The sequence below is a fragment of the Bradyrhizobium pachyrhizi genome (assembly GCF_001189245.1).
Classification (GTDB): Bacteria; Pseudomonadota; Alphaproteobacteria; order Rhizobiales; family Xanthobacteraceae; genus Bradyrhizobium; species Bradyrhizobium pachyrhizi.
In genome coordinates, this window is the sequence record NZ_LFIQ01000114.1 from 126,269 (window position 1) to 144,387 (window position 18,119).

An 18,119-nucleotide genomic window follows, 5' to 3' on the forward strand; every position below is an offset into this window, starting at 1 on the left:
TGCCGCAATACTTTCACGTGCATTGCACCAATTGTTAAACCCCGGCGCGATATGCCGTCGTCGAGGTGTCGATGAAAGATCAGACCATGCGGCCTTCGCGACGCGAATTCGTGAAGTGGTTGTCGGCAGGCGGCATCTCGGTCAGCCTGTCGCATCTGGCGCTGGCGAAGGAACCGGCTTTCGCGACCCGCGAGACGCTGCCCGGTCACGGCCATTTCAATCCGGCGGAAAAGGGCGCCGGCCGTGTCGACGGCGTGGCCAAGGTCACCGGCGCAAAACTCTACGCGTCCGACTTTCGCGCCGCCGACATGCCGGGCTGGCCCGCGACCACCGCGCACGCCATCCTGGTCCGCGCCGATGACGCGACGCATGTCTATGCCGGCATGGACCTCGCCCGTCTCGATGATCAGGCAAAGCCGTCGGTTATCGTGACCGCTGCCGATCTCGACCGGATCGGCACGCGGGTCCCGGAATTCTACACCGGCGACCTGTTCTGCCCGGTCGGCAAGACGCCGCTCTATCTCGGACAGCCGGTCGCGCTGTTGATCTTCGAGCAGTTCGACGCCTTCGACCGCGCGCGCCTCGCGTTGCGCGACGGCGGCTTCGTCAAATTCGGCGACGAGACCGGGCCGGTCATCCTGCCGAACTACGGCGCGTATCGCTTCACGCGCGTGGCGGGCGCCACGCCTGACGCGCCCGACGTCTATTCGCCGATCCAGGCCGGCTGGGTTTCGCCGAGCCGCATTCAGAACGCGGCGCTGCCGGTCTGGCTGCCGCTCGCCAAGGAGACCAAGGCCGACTACGCCAAGGCCGCGACCCATGGCGAAGCGATCCGCGCCCAGCTCGCCAAGGACGATCCGACACAGCTCGTGCTCGACCGCGAGTTCGAGACCCAGTCGGTCGATCCGATGTTCCTCGAGCCGGAGAGCGGTCTCGCCTGGTACAGCGACAACAACGGCAATCTCGAACTCTTGCTCGGCGTGCAGTCGCCCTATGAGGCGACCGAGTCGATCGCCTTCATGCTCGGCAAGGCCCGCCCGCCGTTCCGGCCCTCGCACATCAACGCGCAGTTCGCCCATGTCGGCGGCGGCTTCGGCGGCCGCGACCATACGCCATTCGTGCTTTACGTGGCGCTGGCGGCGATGTTCCTCCCGGGCCGGCCGGTGCGGCTGGCGCAGGACCGCTACCAGCAATTCCAGGGCGGCATCAAACGCCACCCGATCAAGATGCGCTCGCGGATCGGCATCGATCGCGCCAGCGGCAAGATCACTGCGTTCGCCGCCGACCATGTGCTCGACGGCGGCGGGCTCGCCAACTTCTCGGCCAATGTCGCGGTCGTTGCCGCGACCGCTGCGATCGGCATCTACGACATCCCGAAAGTCGACGTCACCACCGTGGCGCTGCATTCGCGCGGCGTCACCGCAGGGTCGATGCGCGGCTACGGCACGCTGCAGACCATGACCGCGCTGGAAGTCCTGATCGACGAGGCCGCCAGCGAGCTCAAGGTCGATCCGATCGCGTTCCGGCGCAACAATGCGCTGAAGCAGGACGGCCGGACCATGACCGGCAATCCCTACATCGTATCGGTGCGCACATCAGATATCCTCGACAAGCTCGAGAAGCATCCGATCTGGCGGCAGCGCGCTGACTTCAAGCAGAAGGCGCTGGAGGGACGCCTGGTCGGCACCGGCGTCGCCTGCGTCACCAAGGATTACGGCTCGGGCGCGGATTGCTCGCTCGGCCGGGTCGAGATCGATCCCGAGGGACGGATCGCGATCCACTGCGACCATGTCGAAATGGGCAATGGCGTCGGCACCGCACTCGCCAACCGGGTCGCGAGCCATCTCGGCGCCGTCGCCGGCGAGGTCGCGGTCTCTCGGGTCGACAGCTATGACGCGCTCGGCCTGGTCACCTCGGGCGATCCCTACACGATGGATCAGAAGACCCAGGATCTTGCCGAGAAGAACACGCGCTGGGTGCCCGTGATCAGCTCGGCGACCAGCGCGTCGATCGGCGCCCATGTCGGCACGCACTCGTCGGCCGAGGCGGCCCGCGTCATCTTCCGCTTCGGCCTGTGGCCGGCGGCGCTCGAGCTCTGGCACATCGCCAAGGCCGATCCCCGCGCCCGCCAATGGGACCAGGCGCACTGGAAGGATGGCCAGCTGGCGCTCGACGATCTCGCGCCGCTACCCTTGCCGAAGCTTGCCGCGACCGCGCATGCGCGCGGCTTCGTCACCGGCGCCATCGCGCACAGCTTCTCGCGCTGGGCCTGGTCGCGCGCGCGCTTCCCCCTGTTCGGCGAACAGTACCGCGCCGAGATCGACGCGCTCGCTGTTCGTCGTGGCCGGAGCCAATTCGAGCGGATCGACCGAACAAGCGTGAAATTCCCGCCGACCGACAACAACCGGATCGGCACCGCCTACACCTCGATGTGCGGCACGCTGGTCCGCGTCGAGATCGAGCGCACGACCGGCAGCTTGCGCATTGTCAAGGCCTACAGCGTGTTCGAATGCGGCCAGGCGCTGGTGCCCGAAGTGGTGCTCGGCCAGTCGCATGGCGGGTTCGCCATGGGCGTCGGCTACGCGCTGCTGGAAACTTTGCCGCCGTTCGAAGGCGGGCCCGGCAACGGGCAGTGGAATCTCGGCCAGTACCTGATCGCGCGCGGCTCCGATCTGCCGCTGCACGATCTTGAGATCGAGATGCTGCCGCCACTGACGCCGGACGAGCCGCCGAAGGGCATGGCCGAGGTGGTGATGATCCCGATCGTGCCGGCGCTGCTCAACGCGATCAACGATGCGACCGGCCACCGCTTCCGCTCTCTGCCGGTGACAACAAGCCTGCTCAAGGGAGCGCTGGCGTGACGACGCTCAACCTCACCATCAACGGCCAGAAGCACGGCCCGATCGAGGTCCGCGACGACCTCTCGATGAACGATTTCCTTCGGGAAATGCTCGGGATGACCGGGACCAAGTTCGGCTGCGGCGCCGCGCAATGCCTGAGCTGTGCCGTCATCATCGATAATCCCGACGGCACGAGCTACACCACCCCGACCTGCGTGGTACCCGCCGCGAATTTCGACGGCAAGGCGATCCGCACCGTCGAGGGCCACGCCAGGGACGGCGAGCTCTCGGCGTTGCAGCGCGCCTTCATCGACCACTTCGCGTTCCAGTGCGGCTATTGCACGGCCGGCTTCCTCAACGAGGGCCAGGTGCTGCTCGAACGGCTGGCAAAGACGCCGGTGGCACGGGACCAGCTCGAGAGCGTCATTGCGGATGCGCTCGACGGCCATCTGTGCCGCTGCACCGGCTACATCAAGTATCACCAGGCTGTGCGCGACGTGATCCTCGCCGATTCCAAACGCTATCTGACCGCCAGCAAGTAAGCGTGCAAGCAATGCCATCGGAAATGCGGTTTCGGATCGTTGCAGTGCTGACGGCGCTCGCGACCAGCCTGTGCGCAGGCTACGCGGCGTCGGAAAGCGCGAGCCACGCCCTCGCCTCGCCGGAAAGCTTTGCCGGCATCGAGAACGTCGAGCAGCGCTCGGCGGCGATCTTCACCGAACTCGGCAAGGTATTGACGCATCCGCGCTGCACCAACTGCCATCCCGCCGGCGACAGCCCGCGGCAGGGCGATGTCAGCCGCATGCATCAGCCGCCGGTGACGCGCGGTGCCGACGGCCACGGCAACGACGCCATGCGCTGCTCGATCTGTCACCAGCACGCCAATTTCGATCCCGGTCGGGTGCCGGGCCACCCGGAATGGCACCTTGCGCCGCGCGAGATGGCATGGGCCGGCAAGACCGTCGGCGAGATCTGCGCACAAATCCGCGACCCCGCGCGGAATGGCGGCCGCAAGGTCGAGGAGCTGATCGAGCATATCGGCAAGGACACGCTGGTGGGCTGGGCCTGGCATCCCGGCTTCGGCCGCGCACCGGCACCCGGCACGCAGGCGCAGGCCGGCGCGCTGGTCGAGGCCTGGGTGAAGACCGGCGCGGCCTGCCCAGCGCCCTAGTCGCGCAACGTCCGAACTAGTGGCGCTTGAAATACTGCACGTCGCGCTCGTGCTTCTCCGCCGCAGCGCGCGACTTGAAGGTGCCGAGATTGCGCCGCTTGCCGGTCTTCGGATTGACCTTGCGGGAATACAGCCGGTACTCGCCGGAACTTAGTTTGCGGATCATCGCAACGTCTCGCCAATGCCTTTCGCATGTCAACGACATGCCGCGGCGAGCGTTCCAGTTTGCTTAGAAGCACAGATTGGTCACGGGATTGCCGCGCTTGTCCTTGATGACGTAGGGACAGCGGGCCCGCTCCAGCGCCTTCTTGGCATCCTCATCGCCGAGCGCCGCCGCCCGCTCGTAATAGGCTTTTGCGGCATCGCTATCCTTCGGCCCGCCGCGACCGGCCTGCGCGAAGGCGCCCAGCCGCTCCAGCGCGCCCGGATGGTTCTGCGCGGCGGCCTTCTCGAACAGCGCCCGCGCGCCGGCATCGTCCTGCGCGCCGCCCTTGCCTTCGGCCAGCATCATGCCGAGCTGGTACTGCGCTTCGGCATTGGTCTCGGCGGACCTGGCAAGCAATTCGCGCGCGCGTGCCGGATCAGCCGCCGCCCCGCCGCCGAGCGCCGCAAGGTTGCTGACGCCGCGCGCGTTGCCGGCCTGCGCCGCGCGCTCGAACAATTTGCGCGCCTGCGCTTCGTCCTTGGCAACGCCGGTGCCGTTGCCGTAGAGCACGCCGAGCTCGACCATCGCCGACGTCGAGCCCTTGTCGGCGGCCTTGCGCCAGGCGCTTGCGGCTTCCGCGGTCTGCCGGTTGGCGGCATAGGCCCGGCCGAGCTCGTACATCGCCCGGCGCGACGATCTTGCCGCCACCGCGCAGTACTTGATCGCGGTCGCGATGTCGGCCGACGCGATCTCGCCCACGCCCTTCACGTCGGCCGGCTTGTCGGGATCGGTGGGATCGGCGGCGAGCCGGTCGCACAGAACGAGGTCGGCCGATTGCGCGTGGGCAACCACGGGCGCGGCCAGCGCCGCAGCAAAGACAATCGCGTGAAGTGGTTTGAACATGACAAGCAGGTTGCGTCGCGGTGCGGGCGAATTCATGGCTCGAGCCCGGTCTCGCGCAGCACCGGCGCGACGTCAGCCGACGACAGATAGCGCAGCAGATCATCGGCGGCCGCTGCGCGCTGCGACGCTGCCATGCGGCCGGCGGAGAACACCGCCGGAACCTGCAAATCCAGCGGAATCGGCCCGACGACCTCGATGCCCTCGATCTGCTTCAACTCGCTGATCTGCTGGATTGCAAGGTCGGCGTCGCCGCTGACGAGCTTTTCCGCGGTGAATCCGCTCGGAACGATCACCGCCCGCGCGTTGATCGCCTCCACAATGCCGAGACGCTCGATCAGCTGCGCGAACAGGATGCCGCTGGCGCCGAGCCGCGAATAGGCCACCGCGCTCGCTCCGAGCAGCGCCGCACGCAACGCGGCTTCAGTCGCGATGTCGGGATGCGCGGCTCCCGCCTTCATCGCGACGCCGACATAGGAGCGCGCAAGATCCACTGCGCTCTCCCGCGCAACGCGGCCCTCGCCGATCGTCTCGTCAAGACCCTCGCGGGTCAGGATCACGAGATCAGCGGCCTCGCCGCCGCGCAGGCGCTCGAGCAGTGCCAGCGTCGGGGCGAAATCGGCGTCGATCGCAACGCCGCTCGCCGCCTGATAGGAGGCGGCTAGCCGCACGACCGCGCCCTTCAGCGCCAGCGTCGAAAGAACGCGAACCGAATTGCCCATATGGCCTATGCCCGCCGCATCAGCTTGAGCGCGGCCGTAAGGCGCAGGCTGCGCTTGCCGGCAAGCGCGGTCGCCTCCAGCACGGCGCCATCGGCGTCGCAAGTGCCTGCAAAGCCGATGCCGACCTCGTGGCCGCCAAAGATCGGATTCTCGCCCATCGCCGAAGTGTGCTCCTGATTGAGAATCTGGCCCTTCCAGCGGCCTTTCTCGGAGGTGTAGGTGCCGAGATAGTAGAAGAAGGCGTCGCCGCCAAGGATGCGGCCATTGTTCAGCAGCATCACGCCGGTGAGGCCGCCGTCGACCCCATCGAGCACGCGGATGCGGATCGAATAGAGCCCGTTGATGACGCCACCCTCGCCGACCCCGCCGGCGATCGGGATGTCCTCCCCGGTGATCGGCGTCATCACCGACTGGAACGGCACGCCGGGCAGTTCCTTCAGCTCGCCCCTGAAGCGATAGAGTTCGCCGTCCGGCCGGCCTTTGGCAATCAGCGTGGCATCATCGGTACCGGCCATCGCGCGGTAGGTCGGATCGGGATTGTGGCGGACGGTCTGGATCTCGACTGCCACCTCGTCGCCGGCTTTCTCGTAGGTGCCGATATGGGCGAACGCCGAGTTGCCGCCCAACATCTTGCCGTCGCCGACATACATCACGCTGCGGCCGACGGCGCCGCCGAGTTCGAACCGGACCTTGTAAAACCCCTCAAACAAGCGCCGCGTCCCCGGCAGCCAACATGCACCCGTTATCTAGCGCGGTTCATAACGCAGCGAAACCGGTTTCGGCGGAACGCCACCTGCAAAGGGTATCGCTAAATAGCGAAGGTCCGCCAAGGCTGTCGCCCTGGCGGACCTGATTTGCGGTACCGGATGGCTCCATCCGGGTCCGATAGCAGCTTAGCCCGCAGCCACTTAAGCCGCAGCCTTGGCGCCGGTCGGAACCTCGGAGATCGTCTTCAGGATCTGCGAAGCGATCTGGTAGGGGTCGCCTTGCGAGTTCGGGCGGCGATCTTCCAGATAGCCCTTGTAGCCGTTGTTGACGAACGAGTGCGGCACGCGGATCGAGGCACCACGGTCAGCCACGCCGTAGCTGAACTTGTTCCAGGGCGCGGTCTCGTGCTTGCCGGTCAGGCGCTTGTCGTTGTCCGGGCCGTAGACGGCGATGTGATCCATCAGGTTCTTGTCGAAGGCCTTCATCAGGCTCTCGAAGTACTCCTTGCCGCCGACTTCGCGCATGTACTTGGTCGAGAAGTTGGCGTGCATGCCCGAGCCGTTCCAGTCGGTGTCGCCGAGCGGCTTGCAATGGAATTCGATATCGATGCCGTAGCTCTCGGTGAGGCGCAGCATCAGGTAGCGGGCCATCCACATCTGGTCAGCGGCGGTCTTGGAGCCCTTGCCGAAGATCTGGAATTCCCACTGGCCCTTCGCCACTTCGGCGTTGATGCCTTCGTGGTTGATGCCGGCGGCGAGGCAGAGATTGAGATGCTCTTCGACGATCTTGCGGGCGACGCTGCCGACGTTCTTGTAGCCGACGCCGGTGTAGTACGGGCCCTGCGGCGCCGGATAACCCTCTTCCGGAAAGCCGAGCGGACGGCCGTCTTTGTAGAAGAAGTATTCCTGCTCGAAGCCGAACCAGGCGCCTTCGTCATCCAGAACGGTGGCGCGCTTGTTCGAGACATGCGGCGTCTTGCCGTCGGGCATCATGACTTCGCACATCACAAGCACGCCGTTCTCGCGCGCGGCGTCGGGATAGCAGGCGACCGGCTTCAGCACGCAGTCAGAGCTGTGGCCTTCAGCTTGCTGGGTGGACGAACCGTCAAAACCCCACAGCGGAAGCTGTTCGAGGGTCGGGAACGACGCGAATTCCTTGATCTGCGTCTTACCGCGCAGGCTCGGCGTCGGCGTATATCCGTCGAGCCAGATATACTCGAGCTTGTACTTGGTCATTGAACCTCTCTGTTGATGATGCAAAACCGTGAGGAACCGAAAGCCAGTCGGCCGCCGCACGCGTACCCGGCCACCATCGGCCGGCTCTTACTAAGCAATTAAAATGCCAGTCGCTGCACTGCGGCGGCCGCCCGGCCGCGGATGTCCACAGCGGAGATCGCATTTTTTTCTGCGACATAGCAGCGCGGCTGGCATGCGCGCGCTCAGTCAAAATCTTCTCCCGGCGCCCTCCACCGCCCGTTTCTGCAGCAAATTTGGCTACGGCATCGCCTGCCGCTTAATGCGGCGGCAGCACCATGTGACAGTTCGCGTCCAGCGGTCGGGCGCCCCGCAACCATCGTCGCGGCTCAAGCGTTGGTCAGCTGCACCCTGCCTCACAGGAAGCAAACCCGAATCTGCCCACGAATTGACCAAACAATGACTATTTCTTGGTCACTTGCACCCCGCCCAGCCCGGGCCGATATCGAAAACACGGTAACCACACGCGAATGAGTCGGGCGCACCATGGAGGCTCGCTCCGGCCAAAGGAGACTTTGACATGATCACCACGGGCCAAAACCAAGGACCGATCCAGGGATCGGCAACAATCTATCAATTCCCGGCAGGAGGCCGCGCGGCTCTCGGCGGACGCCGCTACGGCGAGGCGCGGACCGCGCTCGAACTCGCCGCTGAGGTCGAGACCTCGGCCTGCAGCGAGAGCTGGTACCATCAGGCGGCCATCGACGACGCCAAGCCAGGCCGCGATCACTGATGCAGATGCGATCGAGGGGCGCGACGCAAAAACGTCAGACAGCAGCAGAATAACAAGGGTCGGAACGCGAGCGTTTCGGCCCTTTTTTATGCCAGCTCGCAGGCCGTCGCCGGCCGCCTCGCATGCCGGAGCCTGGCAAGCCCGGCCCGGCTGATCTCGAGCGTGACCCCGCCGCCCTTGTAGCGCGTGCCAGTCAGCGACAGGCGCTTCTTCAGCGTCACCGCCTTGCCGTCGAGTTGCAGATGCGCGCGCGTATCCCCGTTGAAGAACCCGGCAATGAACTGCGTGCCGTCAGCGCAATGATAATTCCGGAAGGCGGACTGCGCCGACACGTTCGAGGAACCAAAGAGCTCGAAAAGAATTGCGCCGATGACAATGGCGCCCCCGCGATAAGTCATATTCTCCCCCCAACGGGCCGGTTATAGACCTGTCTGCGCCGCTATTCCTGCGCCAAGACCTCATCAGCTGCAACAGGCCCGCCCGATGTCCGAAGCCCCTGCCCGTCATCTCAATCTCGCCGGCGCCAGCAATTTTCGCGACCTTGGCGGCTACCAGACGCGCGACGGGCGGACGGTGCGCTGGCGCCAGATCTTCCGCTCCAACCATCTTGCGCACCTCACCGAGCAGGACGTTGCCGTGGTGCGCTCGCTCGGGGTCAGGAGCGCGTTCGATTTCCGCGGCGTCGCCGAGCGCGCCGAGGCGCTGTGCGGCATGAGCGACGTCACCGTGCATTCACTCCCGGTCGAGCCGACCGTAGTGGCTTCGCTGCGCGAGATCGCCAGCAACCGTCAGATCTCGGAAGCCGATGCGATCGACGTGATGCGGGACTCCTACCGGGGTTATGTGCAGGACAACACGGCGCGCTACCGCACGCTGTTTGCTCATCTATTGGAAGACCGGGCGCCGCTCGTGATCCACTGCACCGCCGGCAAGGATCGCACCGGCTTTGCCTGCGCGCTGATCCTGCACGCACTCGGCGTGTCCGAGCAGGTGATCGCGGACGACTATCTCCTGACCAATCAGTTCTACAAGCGCGACCCGGCCCACAGCACCGAGCTGCCTGACGACGTCAAGCAGGTGCTCGGCACCGTGCGCGCGGCATTTCTGGAGGCTGCATTCGAGGCGATCGATGCCGACTATGGCAGCCTCGACGGTTATTTCCACGAAGGCCTAGGGCTCGGCCAGGCCGAGCGCAAGGCGCTCGAAGGCCGCTATCTGCGGGCCTGATCAGTTCGCCCGACTTTTCGAGCGACGTGCACACCGGTTCGCGTGAAGAAAACGCGGCTGAACTAAAAAAGCTCAGGCCGCTGCGGCCTCGAGCTCGAGCTCCGCATCGAGGTCGGCAATCACATCCTCGAACGCCGAGATCGCCTGCTGGATCGCGGCGATCTGCATCAATTCCCAGCTGCCCACTGGTCCCTTGCGGTTTTGCAGCGCCACCACGAGATCGCGCCGCTGCTCCTTAAGCTGAACGAGCGGTAAACCGTGATCCGGAAGATTTCCCATTCGCATAACCCCTGCCTTGGCTGGAGTTCCGCTTCTACGGAAAGGGTTCTGCGAACGACTTACAGAACTGCTGCAAATTTTATCCAACAGGCCCTACCCCGTAGTCTTACGTAGTCGGGCCGACGTTGTTGGGCTTACGTGATCGCCTCCGGCTTCAATGCGTCGTCGATCGCGCCGAACAGCGACTGGGTCACGCAATTGGTCGCCCATTCGCTGGTATGAAGCTGCCCGCCATCGTCGAGCTCGGCGAGTGGAATCCCGTCATCGGTCCAGTGCTTCATCAGCGCGAACCGGCTGAACAGATTCACCTTCTTGCTTGCAGCTACTTCGGCGATCATCGGCATTATCACGTTGGCGAGATTGAGCGCAGCTTCCGTGCCGACGATCGCCTGCGTGTACTGGGAATCCATCACGACCACGTCAAGCGGAAGCGCTGCGAGCACGTCGAGCCCCGCCTCCAGCGTCGCGCGCACCTCGGCCGGATTGTAGCTCTTGTAGACGGCGTTGGTGCCGACCTGCCAGATCACCAGCACCGGCGCCTCAGCCGTCACGTCGGACTCGATGCGCGAATATTCCTCCGGCGCCTCCTGCCCGCCGATCCCGCGATTGATCACGTCGATCATCCGGCCGAAGAAGCGTTGCCGCAGCAGCATCTCGAGCCGCGGCGGGAACGGCAGGATGTTGTCGGCGCCCGCGGTCGAGGACGATCCGAGCGCCACCAGCTTGATCTTGCGCTGATGCCGGAGCGCATCCGCGAAGTGCGGCAGCTTGTGTCCGAACCTGACGACATCGAGATGGGTTTCGCACGATCTGGGCGTCGGCATAGCAAACATCCTTGAGGCGAATGAATTGATAAATACGCGCAGTAGGCGGCGAAATTGGCGGCATTGCAAATGAATTCCGCCTGATCATAGTGGGCATTCGTTTGCTCGCGAATGCGGAGACCGCCATGCACGGAAAAGCCATCGTCATCACGGGCGCCCTCGGCGCGCTTGGCAAAGTGGTCGCCACGGAGGCGCTGGCGCGCGGCGCGCGCGTCGCCGGCATCGATCATGCCGCGTCAACGCTTGCGGCGACGGCCGACCATATCGAGCTGGGCGGTGTCGACCTCACCGACACTGCGCAGGCGACCGCCGCGATCGACAAGGCGGCCGCGCATTTCGGCCGGCTCGATGGGCTGATCAACATCGCCGGCGGCTTTACCTTCGAGGCGGTCGGCGACGGCGATCCGGCGACCTGGCAGCGCATGTATGCGATGAACGTGATGACGGCGCTCAACACCTCGCGCGCCGCCATCCCGCATCTCACCAAATCGGGCGCCGGCCGGATCATCAATATCGGCGCGCTCGGTGCCTTGCAGGCCGCCTCCGGCATGGGTCCCTACGCTGCCTCGAAGGCCGGCGTGCATCGCCTTACCGAGTCGCTCGCCGCGGAACTCAAGGGCAAGGTCACGGTCAACGCGGTGCTGCCCTCGATCATCGACACCGCCGCCAACCGCGCCGCGATGCCGAAGGCCGACATCTCCAAATGGGTGACGCCGAAGGAGCTCGCCGACGTGATCCTGTTCCTCGCCAGCGACGCCGCGAGCGCCGTCACCGGCGCGCTGCTGCCGGTGAACGGGCGGGTTTAGTCCGCAACCAGCAGCCGCAGCTTCGACCTGAAGCGGATGCTCTGCTTGCCGGCGAGCGCCATGCCGTCACCTTCGGCGGTCTGGTCGGTATAGGTGCCGGTAAATCCGATCGTGACCACCTTGCGTTCCCACACCGGGCGCTCGCCATAGGTCGGCGAATGCTCCTCGTTGGTGACCTCGCCCTTCCACTTGCCGTCGGCTGCGGTGTAGCTGCCGTAGGCAAAGAAAAACGAGTCGCCGCCGCGCATCTGTCCGTCGCGCAGCACCATGACGCCCTGGTTGCCGCCAGAGACGCCGTCGAGAAATTCGACAGTGATGTGATAGAGCCCGTTCCGGATCATGAGCTGCGCCTGGTCCCGGTTCCGACCATAGCCGCTCGGCCGTGCCTTGAGCAAATTCCATCCGCCTCGGCGGGCGCAATTCCGCGCTATGCTGGCGCACCGAGTCGCGGCCGATGCCGCAGGAGCCTGCCTGTTGGAAACCACGCTTTATCTGCCCGTCAAACGCTTCCTGGAAAAGCTCGGCTTCACGGTGAAGGGCGAGATCGGCGGCTGCGATCTCGTGGCGCTGAGCGGCGATGATCCACCGGTCGTCGTGATCGGTGAACTCAAGCTCGCCTTCAATCTCGAACTGATCCTGCAGGCGGTCGATCGCGCCGGCGCCGCCGACGAGGTCTGGATCGCGGCAAAGGTGTCGGCCCGCGGCAAGGGCCGCGAGAGCGACGCGCGCTATCGCAATCTGTGCCGGCGGCTCGGCTTCGGCATGCTCGGCGTCACCGATCGCGGCGACGTCGAGGTGCTGGTGCCGCCGCCGACCGCGGCGCCGCGCCGCAATCCGAAGAAGCGTTCACGGCTGATCGCCGAGCACCGGAAACGCAAGGGCGATCCCGCAATGGGCGGATCGACGCGGGCGCCGATCATGACCGCCTACCGGCAGCAGGCGCTGGCCTGCGCCTGTGCGCTTTCGGATGGGCCGCGGCGGGTGCGCGACCTCCGCGCGGATATTCCCGACGCCGGCAAGATCCTGCTGCATAATGTCTATGGCTGGTTCGATCGCGCCGAGCGCGGCATCTATGTGCTGACCGATGCCGGTCGCGCCGCGCTGAAGCGCTGGCCGCAGCAACAGATGAGTGCATCCGGGGCAGAAGCCATCCCGTAGGGCATGATCCGGAAAAGTGCGAAGCGGTTTTCCGAAAAGATCACGCTCAAACAAGAACCTAAGGCGCGATGATGACTTGGCTTCATCGCGCATTGGAGGGGGATATCATGATCGTCGTCACCGGCAGCGTCACCGCCCGCCCCGACTCGTTCGACGAGGCACGGCGGCTGAGCCTCGAGCACGTGCATCGCTCTCGCTCCGAGCCCGGCTGCATCTCCCACGCAGTCCATGTCGACTGCGAGAATCCGCTCAGACTGGTGTTCTTCGAGCAATGGGCCGACCGCGCCGCGCTGGCGGCGCATTTCGCGGTCCCCGCGTCACGCGATTTCGTCCGTTTGCTGCAATCTCTCGCGGCCGCGGCGACCACCATCGAACTTTATGACGCTCACAAGATTGAGAGACTCTAGCTGCATGGCTGGATTGCCATCTCACATTCATATTGCAATGCAACATTGGGGACCTTACGTATCTCCCGCGATTCAATGATGAGGCGGCGATGAGCGGAGACTGGAATACCAAGTATGGCACCCGGCGCGTGCGGCATGATCCGCCGACGCTGGAAGAAGCAATCTTCGCCGCCATCGGCATCACCGATGACGTGGAGGCCCAGGCCGAGATCGCGTCGGCCCTGATGGGGCTGCCTTATGACGATGTGCTCGCAGAGGTGAAGAAGACCGCGCGCGTCAGTGCCCGCACCGGCACGGCAACCCGCGTCATCGCCGGCGAACAGGGCGCGCAGCGCTCCGTGGTAGTCGAGCGCCGCGTGGTTCGCCGCTTTGCGACCGACAAGCGCACCGGCACCTGAGACGTACCATCCAATTGCTGAAAGAAAAAGGGCAATCCATTGAGTGGATTGCCCTTTTTCGTTTGATCCGAGATTCTTGCTCGACGCGTTTCCCTCACGCGAAGCGGTATCCACTTCGCTTGGAAACGCTACCGACTCAGGCCGCCCGGCCCCAGCCGGAGATCTGCATCACCATGCGCCAATAAGCGCGGTTCATGTCGACGATCGCGCGCGCAGCCTCGACCGGCGTCACCGCGGCGACAGCCGGCGCCGCTTCGGGCTGCTGCTGCTCGGTCAGGTCTATGCTGCCGGTCGACTCGCCATGACGGAAGGTCAGTTGGGCACCGAACTTGGTGGCGAGCGCCCGCATAGCATCGTTCTGTGCGCCGGTGGTGATGCGCAGGCTGCCGTATCCCTTGGCGTGCGCCTCGGCGATCAGCTTGCGGAACAGGGTGCTGCCGACGCCCTTCCGCCGCGCCGACCGCTCGACGCTGAAGGCGATCTCGGGCTGGGCATCCGGTGATTGCTCCGGCGGATGCAACTCGGCCGCGCCGCGGACCACGCCATCCTCGAAGTAGGCGATGATGACCGTGCCGTCATTGGCGCAGCGCTCGGCGTAGCGGCGGATGAAACTGTCGTCGATGAAGCCATGAAAACGATCATGACGGCTGGCGCGATCCAGCCGCAGCAGGTGATCGCGCAGCAGAGGAAGCTCTTCCTGCTGGCTCAACGTCCGCACGGTGCCCTTGGCGGGCGTCGGACGAATGGAATCATAGTTCATTTCATACTCCTCTTGGTAGCCCTCGAGGAGGCGTCGAGTCCCTAGCAACTCCTATATTGTGCGACGCACCATAAAATTCAAGCGTTGAGATTCATTCAATTAAGGCATGCGGTGATTGGCAAATCACATTATCGCCCCATCATAGTACCAGCTGTGTCTGGGTCACCACCGCGACCAGCTTGCCGTCTTCGGTCTCCAGCCTGGTCTGCCACACCTGGGTCCGCCGCCCGCGGTGAACCGGTGTTGCGGTCGCAATCACGGTCGTCCCCTCCTTGGCGCCGCCGATGAAGTTGGTCTTGCTCTCCAGCGTCGTGGTGCCCTTGGCGTCCTCAGGCAGGTTGATCACGGTCGCAGCGGCGCCGACCGAGTCCGCGAAGGCCATCACCGCGCCGCCATGGATCGTGTTGCGAAGGGTGCAGAGGTCCGGCCGCACCACCATTTTCGCGACCACCCGGTCCTGATCGGCCTCGATGAAGGTAACGCCCTTCAGTTCCGCAAACGGCATCTTCATCGACTGGATCTTTTCGAGCGGCGTCATGGGCACTCCCTGCTTTGTGGCCTTCTTCGAGGTTGGTATCGGCATGATGGATTGCCCGAGCGGGCCCGGCAATGACGTCTGAGGTAATGGCGCGAATGACGTCATGACATCAGTGACAATATGCCTCCGAGCCTGCATACCGCCTGATATGCGCAACTTCCCTCCCCGCCGGATCGTCTGCCTGACCGAAGAGACGGTCGAGACGCTCTATCTGCTCGGCGAGCAGGACCGCATCGTCGGCGTCTCCGGCTATGCGGTGCGGCCACCGCAGGTCCGCCGCGAGAAGCCGCGCGTTTCGGCGTTCATCTCGGCCGACATGCCAAAAATCCTCGCGCTCGACCCCGATCTGGTGCTCGCCTTCTCCGATCTGCAAGCCGACATCATTGCCGATCTCGTGCGCGCCGGCGTCGCCGTCCACGTCTTCAACCAGCGCGACGTCGCCGGCATCCTCGCGATGATCCGAACCTTGGGCGCAATGGTCGGTGCCGCCGACCGCGCCGATCAGCTCGCGCAAAACCTCGAACAACGGCTGGCGACGATCGCGGCAACGCCGCGTGCGGCACCGCGGCCAAAGGTCTATTTCGAGGAATGGGACGATCCGCTGATCAGCGGCATCGGCTGGGTGTCCGAACTGATCGAGATCGCCGGCGGCACCGATGCGCTGCCGCATCTGCGCGCGCACCAGGCGGCCAAGGATCGCATCGTCACGCCTGACGCCGTGCGCGTGGCGATGCCCGACGTGATCCTGGCGTCCTGGTGCGGCAAGAAGGTCGTGCCCGACCGCATCCGCAAGCGTGAGGGCTGGCGCGACATCCCGGCGGTGCGCAACGACCGCATCGTCGAGATCAAGTCGCCCATCATCCTGCAGCCCGGCCCCGCGGCGTTGACCGATGGGCTCGATGCGATCGTGAAGGCGTTGTGGGCAGAGCGTTGAGCCTTCAGCGTCGTCCTGGCCGATTGCGCACGGAGCCGGAACCCATAACCACAAATCTTGATTGATCTGCAGCGCTGCAAGGACGAGTCCCGATCACAACATCCGCTGCGGAGTATGGGTCCCGGCCTTCACCGGGACGACGCCGGATTTGTTGCGCTATCGCGCGCAATACTGAGTGAGGGGCGCAGACTGTGGCTACGCCTTCTCCACGCCGCACCATTCCGCGATGAACAGCGCCATCGCCTTGGTCGCTTTCCGCAGCGACTCCAGCTCGACATATTCGTTGAAGCCGTGCATCGCCGCGCCACTGGCGCCGAAGCAGAGGCTCGGGATGTTGTGGTTGAGGCCGTAGAAGCGCGTATCGGTCAACGCGGTGAAGGCGCGGTCTTCCACCGCGCCGCCATAGACGACTTCGTGCGCCTTGGCGAAGGCGGCTTCCGGTGCCTCGGAGTTCACCAGCTCGTAGCCTTCCGACAGGAAGCCCGACCATTCGACCTGCGGCGGATTGTTGGAGAGGAAGCGATGATCGCGCGCCGCCGCCGACACGCAAGCCAAAATCTCCTTCTGGCACTCGGCGATCGACCAGCCCGGCAAGACCGCGATGCGGCAGTCGACGTCGCACCAGGCCGGCACGCTGGAGGCCCAGTCGCCGCCCTTGATGATACCCGGATTGAAATTGATCGGGTGATTGACGTCCTTGAAATGGCGGTCGGCCTTGGCGCGCTCGTTCCAGGCGATCTCGAGCTGCTCCAGCGCGTGCACCAGATGATACGCCGCCATGATCGCGTTCGAGCCCGCGCCGGCCTCGAACACATGCACCGGGAAACCGCGCACCTTCAGGCGGAACCAGATCACGCCGACCTGCGAGCGGATCATCGTGCCGTTGGTCGGCTCCGGGATGAAGCATGCATCGGCGCGATAGCCGCGCTGCAAGGTCGAGAGCGCGCCGACGCCGGTGCTCTCCTCCTCGATGACGGACTGGAAGTGAATCCGCGCCGTCGGCTTCAGGCCGGCCTTCCTGATCGCATCCAGCGCATAGAGCGCGGCGATGGTGCCTGACTTCATGTCGCAGGCGCCGCGGCCGTACATCCTGCCGTCCTTGATGACGGGCGAGAACGGCGGCGTCTCCCACATCTCGAGCGGACCGGTCGGCACGACGTCGCAGTGGCCCTGCAGGATCAGCGATTTGCCGGCATTGGTGGCCGGACGGTAGGTGCCGACCACCGTGCGCGCCTTCGAGAAATCATGCTCGATCGGGCCGAAGCCGCGCAGGTCCTTCAGTTCGTCGAGATTGATGTGCCAGTCGTCGACCTCGTAGCCGCGCTCGCGCAGGAGATCGCCGATCATGTCCTGGCACGGCCCCTCGGCGCCGCGGGTCGAGGGGATCGCGACAAAGGCCTGCGTCGTCGCAAGCTGCGCATCGAATCCCTCGTCAACGGCGGCAAGGATTCGTTGTTGCGTCTCGGCAGTCATGCTTTGGCTCCATCGGGAAAACAGATCAGGCGGGAGCCGCAACGTAGCCCGATTTCACTCCGCCTTGTATTGCGCAAAATAAGCATCCCGCAATGCATCTTCGAGCAGCCGGCCCTCCGAATAACCATCGAGCGTCTTCGGCCGCGTCACGCCGTCGAGCAGCCGCGGACACGGCTCGGGCGCGCCGAGCACGGTGCGCACCGGAATGCGCTCGGCATAGATCGGCAACTCGTAATCCTCGTCATCGTCGGCGACGCCCTTGGCGCGAATTTTTGCCGAGGCCTCCTCGATCTCCATCGCGATGAACGAGGTCGCCTTGATCTCCTGCTTGTTGCTGGCACGCAGGCTCGCGGTGCGCTCGGGAAAGAAACGGTCGACCATCGCGACGATCGCGCGTTCCTTCTCTGCGGGATCGGTGACGAGATAGGCTGACCCGAACGCCATCACCGCGCGATAGTCGGCCGAGTGGTTGAAGCCGCAGCGCGCCAGCACCAGGCTGTCGAGATGGGCGACCGTCAGGCACACGCGTTGCCCTTCGAACTGGTTCTCCAGCATCCGGCTCGCGCTCGAGCCGTGCCAGTAGAGCCTGGTGCCCTCGCGCCAGAAGAAGGTCGGCGTGCAATATGGCTGGCCGTCGATCACGTAGGAGACGTGGCACAGCATCGAGGCGTCGAGGATCTTGTGCACGGTGACGTGGTCGTAGAAACCGCGGTCGTGGCGGCGCTTCACCCGGTTGCGGGACGACATGGGGTAGGACGGAGCGGATGCGCCTTCGGTCACGGTGGTGCCTTTCGAAATCTGGAATCTGTCCAGAGTTGTAGCGGCTCATTTGGTCTGCGATAG

Annotated in this window: 23 protein-coding genes; 10 read left to right on the plus strand and 13 right to left on the minus strand. The window is 65.0% G+C overall.

Annotated elements, in window-relative coordinates; all coding sequences use genetic code 11:
* The first annotated feature begins 86 nt into the window (after positions 1-86).
* From AKL29_RS29710 to AKL29_RS29720, 3 genes are read left to right on the plus strand one after another with little or no spacing between them, the layout of a single operon-like run.
* Complete coding sequence (locus AKL29_RS29710; protein WP_050386755.1) at positions 87-2,861, plus strand: xanthine dehydrogenase family protein molybdopterin-binding subunit; 2,775 nt, start codon at positions 87-89, stop codon at positions 2,859-2,861.
* Entirely contained in the window at positions 2,858-3,382 is a 525-nt protein-coding gene (locus AKL29_RS29715) for a (2Fe-2S)-binding protein (RefSeq protein ID WP_028332318.1), read from the plus strand. Before AKL29_RS29710 ends, AKL29_RS29715 begins: the two co-directional genes overlap by 4 nt.
* An 11-nt stretch (positions 3,383-3,393) precedes the next feature.
* Positions 3,394-4,011: an Isoquinoline 1-oxidoreductase subunit gene (locus tag AKL29_RS29720; protein ID WP_082190759.1), complete on the plus strand. Its 618-nt coding sequence runs from the start codon at positions 3,394-3,396 to the stop codon at positions 4,009-4,011.
* Positions 4,012-4,027: 16 nt separating this feature from the next.
* Here the strand turns inward: AKL29_RS29720 and AKL29_RS42365 are convergent, their stop codons facing one another.
* The 5 genes from AKL29_RS42365 to AKL29_RS29740 all read right to left on the minus strand — a co-directional run bounded on the left by AKL29_RS42365 (position 4,028) and on the right by AKL29_RS29740 (position 7,721).
* Positions 4,028-4,177 carry a hypothetical protein gene (locus AKL29_RS42365; protein ID WP_092086355.1) on the minus strand — a complete coding sequence of 50 codons (150 nt, stop codon included), beginning with the start codon at positions 4,175-4,177 and terminating at the stop codon, positions 4,028-4,030.
* A 63-nt stretch (positions 4,178-4,240) separates the two neighbouring features.
* A complete protein-coding gene (locus AKL29_RS29725; protein ID WP_050386756.1) occupies positions 4,241-5,059 on the minus strand; it encodes a tetratricopeptide repeat protein in 819 nt (272 codons plus the stop codon).
* 32 nt (positions 5,060-5,091) lie between these two features.
* Positions 5,092-5,778 carry a substrate-binding domain-containing protein gene (locus AKL29_RS29730; RefSeq protein WP_050386608.1) on the minus strand — a complete coding sequence of 229 codons (687 nt, stop codon included), beginning with the start codon at positions 5,776-5,778 and terminating at the stop codon, positions 5,092-5,094.
* Positions 5,779-5,783: 5 nt separating this feature from the next.
* A complete protein-coding gene (locus AKL29_RS29735) occupies positions 5,784-6,488 on the minus strand; it encodes a hypothetical protein (protein WP_050386609.1) in 705 nt (234 codons plus the stop codon).
* 198 nt (positions 6,489-6,686) lie between these two features.
* Positions 6,687-7,721, minus strand: a complete 1,035-nt coding sequence (locus AKL29_RS29740) for a glutamine synthetase beta-grasp domain-containing protein (RefSeq protein ID WP_024581543.1) — start codon at positions 7,719-7,721, stop codon at positions 6,687-6,689.
* A gap of 538 nt (positions 7,722-8,259) precedes the next feature.
* On the opposite strand from AKL29_RS29740, the gene AKL29_RS29745 reads away from it, so the two are divergent.
* Positions 8,260-8,472, plus strand: coding sequence for a DUF2735 domain-containing protein (locus tag AKL29_RS29745; protein WP_050386610.1), 213 nt, complete (start codon positions 8,260-8,262; stop codon positions 8,470-8,472).
* 86 nt (positions 8,473-8,558) lie between these two features.
* On the opposite strand, the gene AKL29_RS29750 is transcribed toward AKL29_RS29745, so the two are convergent.
* Positions 8,559-8,870 (minus strand): MliC family protein, encoded by a 312-nt coding sequence (locus AKL29_RS29750; RefSeq protein ID WP_028332324.1) that lies wholly within the window; start codon positions 8,868-8,870, stop codon positions 8,559-8,561.
* Positions 8,871-8,955: 85 nt separating this feature from the next.
* Between AKL29_RS29750 and AKL29_RS29755 the strand changes: the two genes are divergently transcribed.
* Positions 8,956-9,699, plus strand: coding sequence for a tyrosine-protein phosphatase (locus AKL29_RS29755; protein WP_050386611.1), 744 nt, complete (start codon positions 8,956-8,958; stop codon positions 9,697-9,699).
* A 72-nt stretch (positions 9,700-9,771) separates the two neighbouring features.
* Here the strand turns inward: AKL29_RS29755 and AKL29_RS29760 are convergent, their stop codons facing one another.
* Together AKL29_RS29760 and AKL29_RS29765 are read right to left on the minus strand one after the other, a co-directional pair.
* Positions 9,772-9,978, minus strand: coding sequence for a hypothetical protein (locus AKL29_RS29760; protein WP_035634033.1), 207 nt, complete (start codon positions 9,976-9,978; stop codon positions 9,772-9,774).
* 134 nt (positions 9,979-10,112) lie between these two features.
* Entirely contained in the window at positions 10,113-10,802 is a 690-nt protein-coding gene (locus AKL29_RS29765) for an SGNH/GDSL hydrolase family protein (protein WP_050386612.1), read from the minus strand.
* Between the two features lie 125 nt (positions 10,803-10,927).
* Between AKL29_RS29765 and fabG the strand changes: the two genes are divergently transcribed.
* Positions 10,928-11,608, plus strand: a complete 681-nt coding sequence (fabG, locus tag AKL29_RS29770; RefSeq protein ID WP_028332327.1) for a 3-oxoacyl-ACP reductase FabG — start codon at positions 10,928-10,930, stop codon at positions 11,606-11,608.
* Here the strand turns inward: fabG and AKL29_RS29775 are convergent.
* Entirely contained in the window at positions 11,605-11,949 is a 345-nt protein-coding gene (locus tag AKL29_RS29775; RefSeq protein WP_035634127.1) for a GrlR family regulatory protein, read from the minus strand. The genes fabG and AKL29_RS29775 overlap by 4 nt on opposite strands.
* A 133-nt stretch (positions 11,950-12,082) precedes the next feature.
* Here AKL29_RS29775 and AKL29_RS29780 point away from each other — a divergent pair, with 133 nt between their 5' ends.
* The 3 genes from AKL29_RS29780 to AKL29_RS29790 all read left to right on the plus strand — a co-directional run bounded on the left by AKL29_RS29780 (position 12,083) and on the right by AKL29_RS29790 (position 13,571).
* The gene (locus AKL29_RS29780; protein WP_050386757.1) at positions 12,083-12,766 is read left to right on the plus strand and encodes a DUF2161 domain-containing phosphodiesterase; all 684 of its coding nucleotides are present in this window, start codon (positions 12,083-12,085) and stop codon (positions 12,764-12,766) included.
* 107 nt (positions 12,767-12,873) lie between these two features.
* On the plus strand, positions 12,874-13,173 hold the full coding sequence (locus tag AKL29_RS29785; RefSeq protein WP_050386613.1) for a putative quinol monooxygenase: 300 nt from the start codon (positions 12,874-12,876) through the stop codon (positions 13,171-13,173).
* Between the two features lie 89 nt (positions 13,174-13,262).
* Positions 13,263-13,571, plus strand: a complete 309-nt coding sequence (locus AKL29_RS29790; RefSeq protein WP_016843036.1) for a hypothetical protein — start codon at positions 13,263-13,265, stop codon at positions 13,569-13,571.
* Between the two features lie 136 nt (positions 13,572-13,707).
* Here the strand turns inward: AKL29_RS29790 and AKL29_RS29795 are convergent, their stop codons facing one another.
* Complete coding sequence (locus AKL29_RS29795; protein WP_050386614.1) at positions 13,708-14,331, minus strand: GNAT family N-acetyltransferase; 624 nt, start codon at positions 14,329-14,331, stop codon at positions 13,708-13,710.
* Positions 14,332-14,470: 139 nt separating this feature from the next.
* On the minus strand, positions 14,471-14,869 hold the full coding sequence (locus AKL29_RS29800; RefSeq protein ID WP_028332332.1) for a PaaI family thioesterase: 399 nt from the start codon (positions 14,867-14,869) through the stop codon (positions 14,471-14,473).
* A 148-nt stretch (positions 14,870-15,017) separates the two neighbouring features.
* On the opposite strand from AKL29_RS29800, the gene AKL29_RS29805 reads away from it, so the two are divergent.
* Positions 15,018-15,803 carry a cobalamin-binding protein gene (locus tag AKL29_RS29805; protein ID WP_050386615.1) on the plus strand — a complete coding sequence of 262 codons (786 nt, stop codon included), beginning with the start codon at positions 15,018-15,020 and terminating at the stop codon, positions 15,801-15,803.
* Between the two features lie 195 nt (positions 15,804-15,998).
* On the opposite strand, the gene AKL29_RS29810 is transcribed toward AKL29_RS29805, so the two are convergent.
* Together AKL29_RS29810 and AKL29_RS29815 are read right to left on the minus strand one after the other, a co-directional pair.
* Entirely contained in the window at positions 15,999-17,276 is a 1,278-nt protein-coding gene (locus AKL29_RS29810) for an ArgE/DapE family deacylase (RefSeq protein ID WP_028332334.1), read from the minus strand.
* A gap of 54 nt (positions 17,277-17,330) precedes the next feature.
* On the minus strand, positions 17,331-18,023 hold the full coding sequence (locus AKL29_RS29815) for a pyridoxamine 5'-phosphate oxidase family protein (RefSeq protein WP_430648901.1): 693 nt from the start codon (positions 18,021-18,023) through the stop codon (positions 17,331-17,333).
* Positions 18,024-18,119 lie beyond the last annotated feature (96 nt).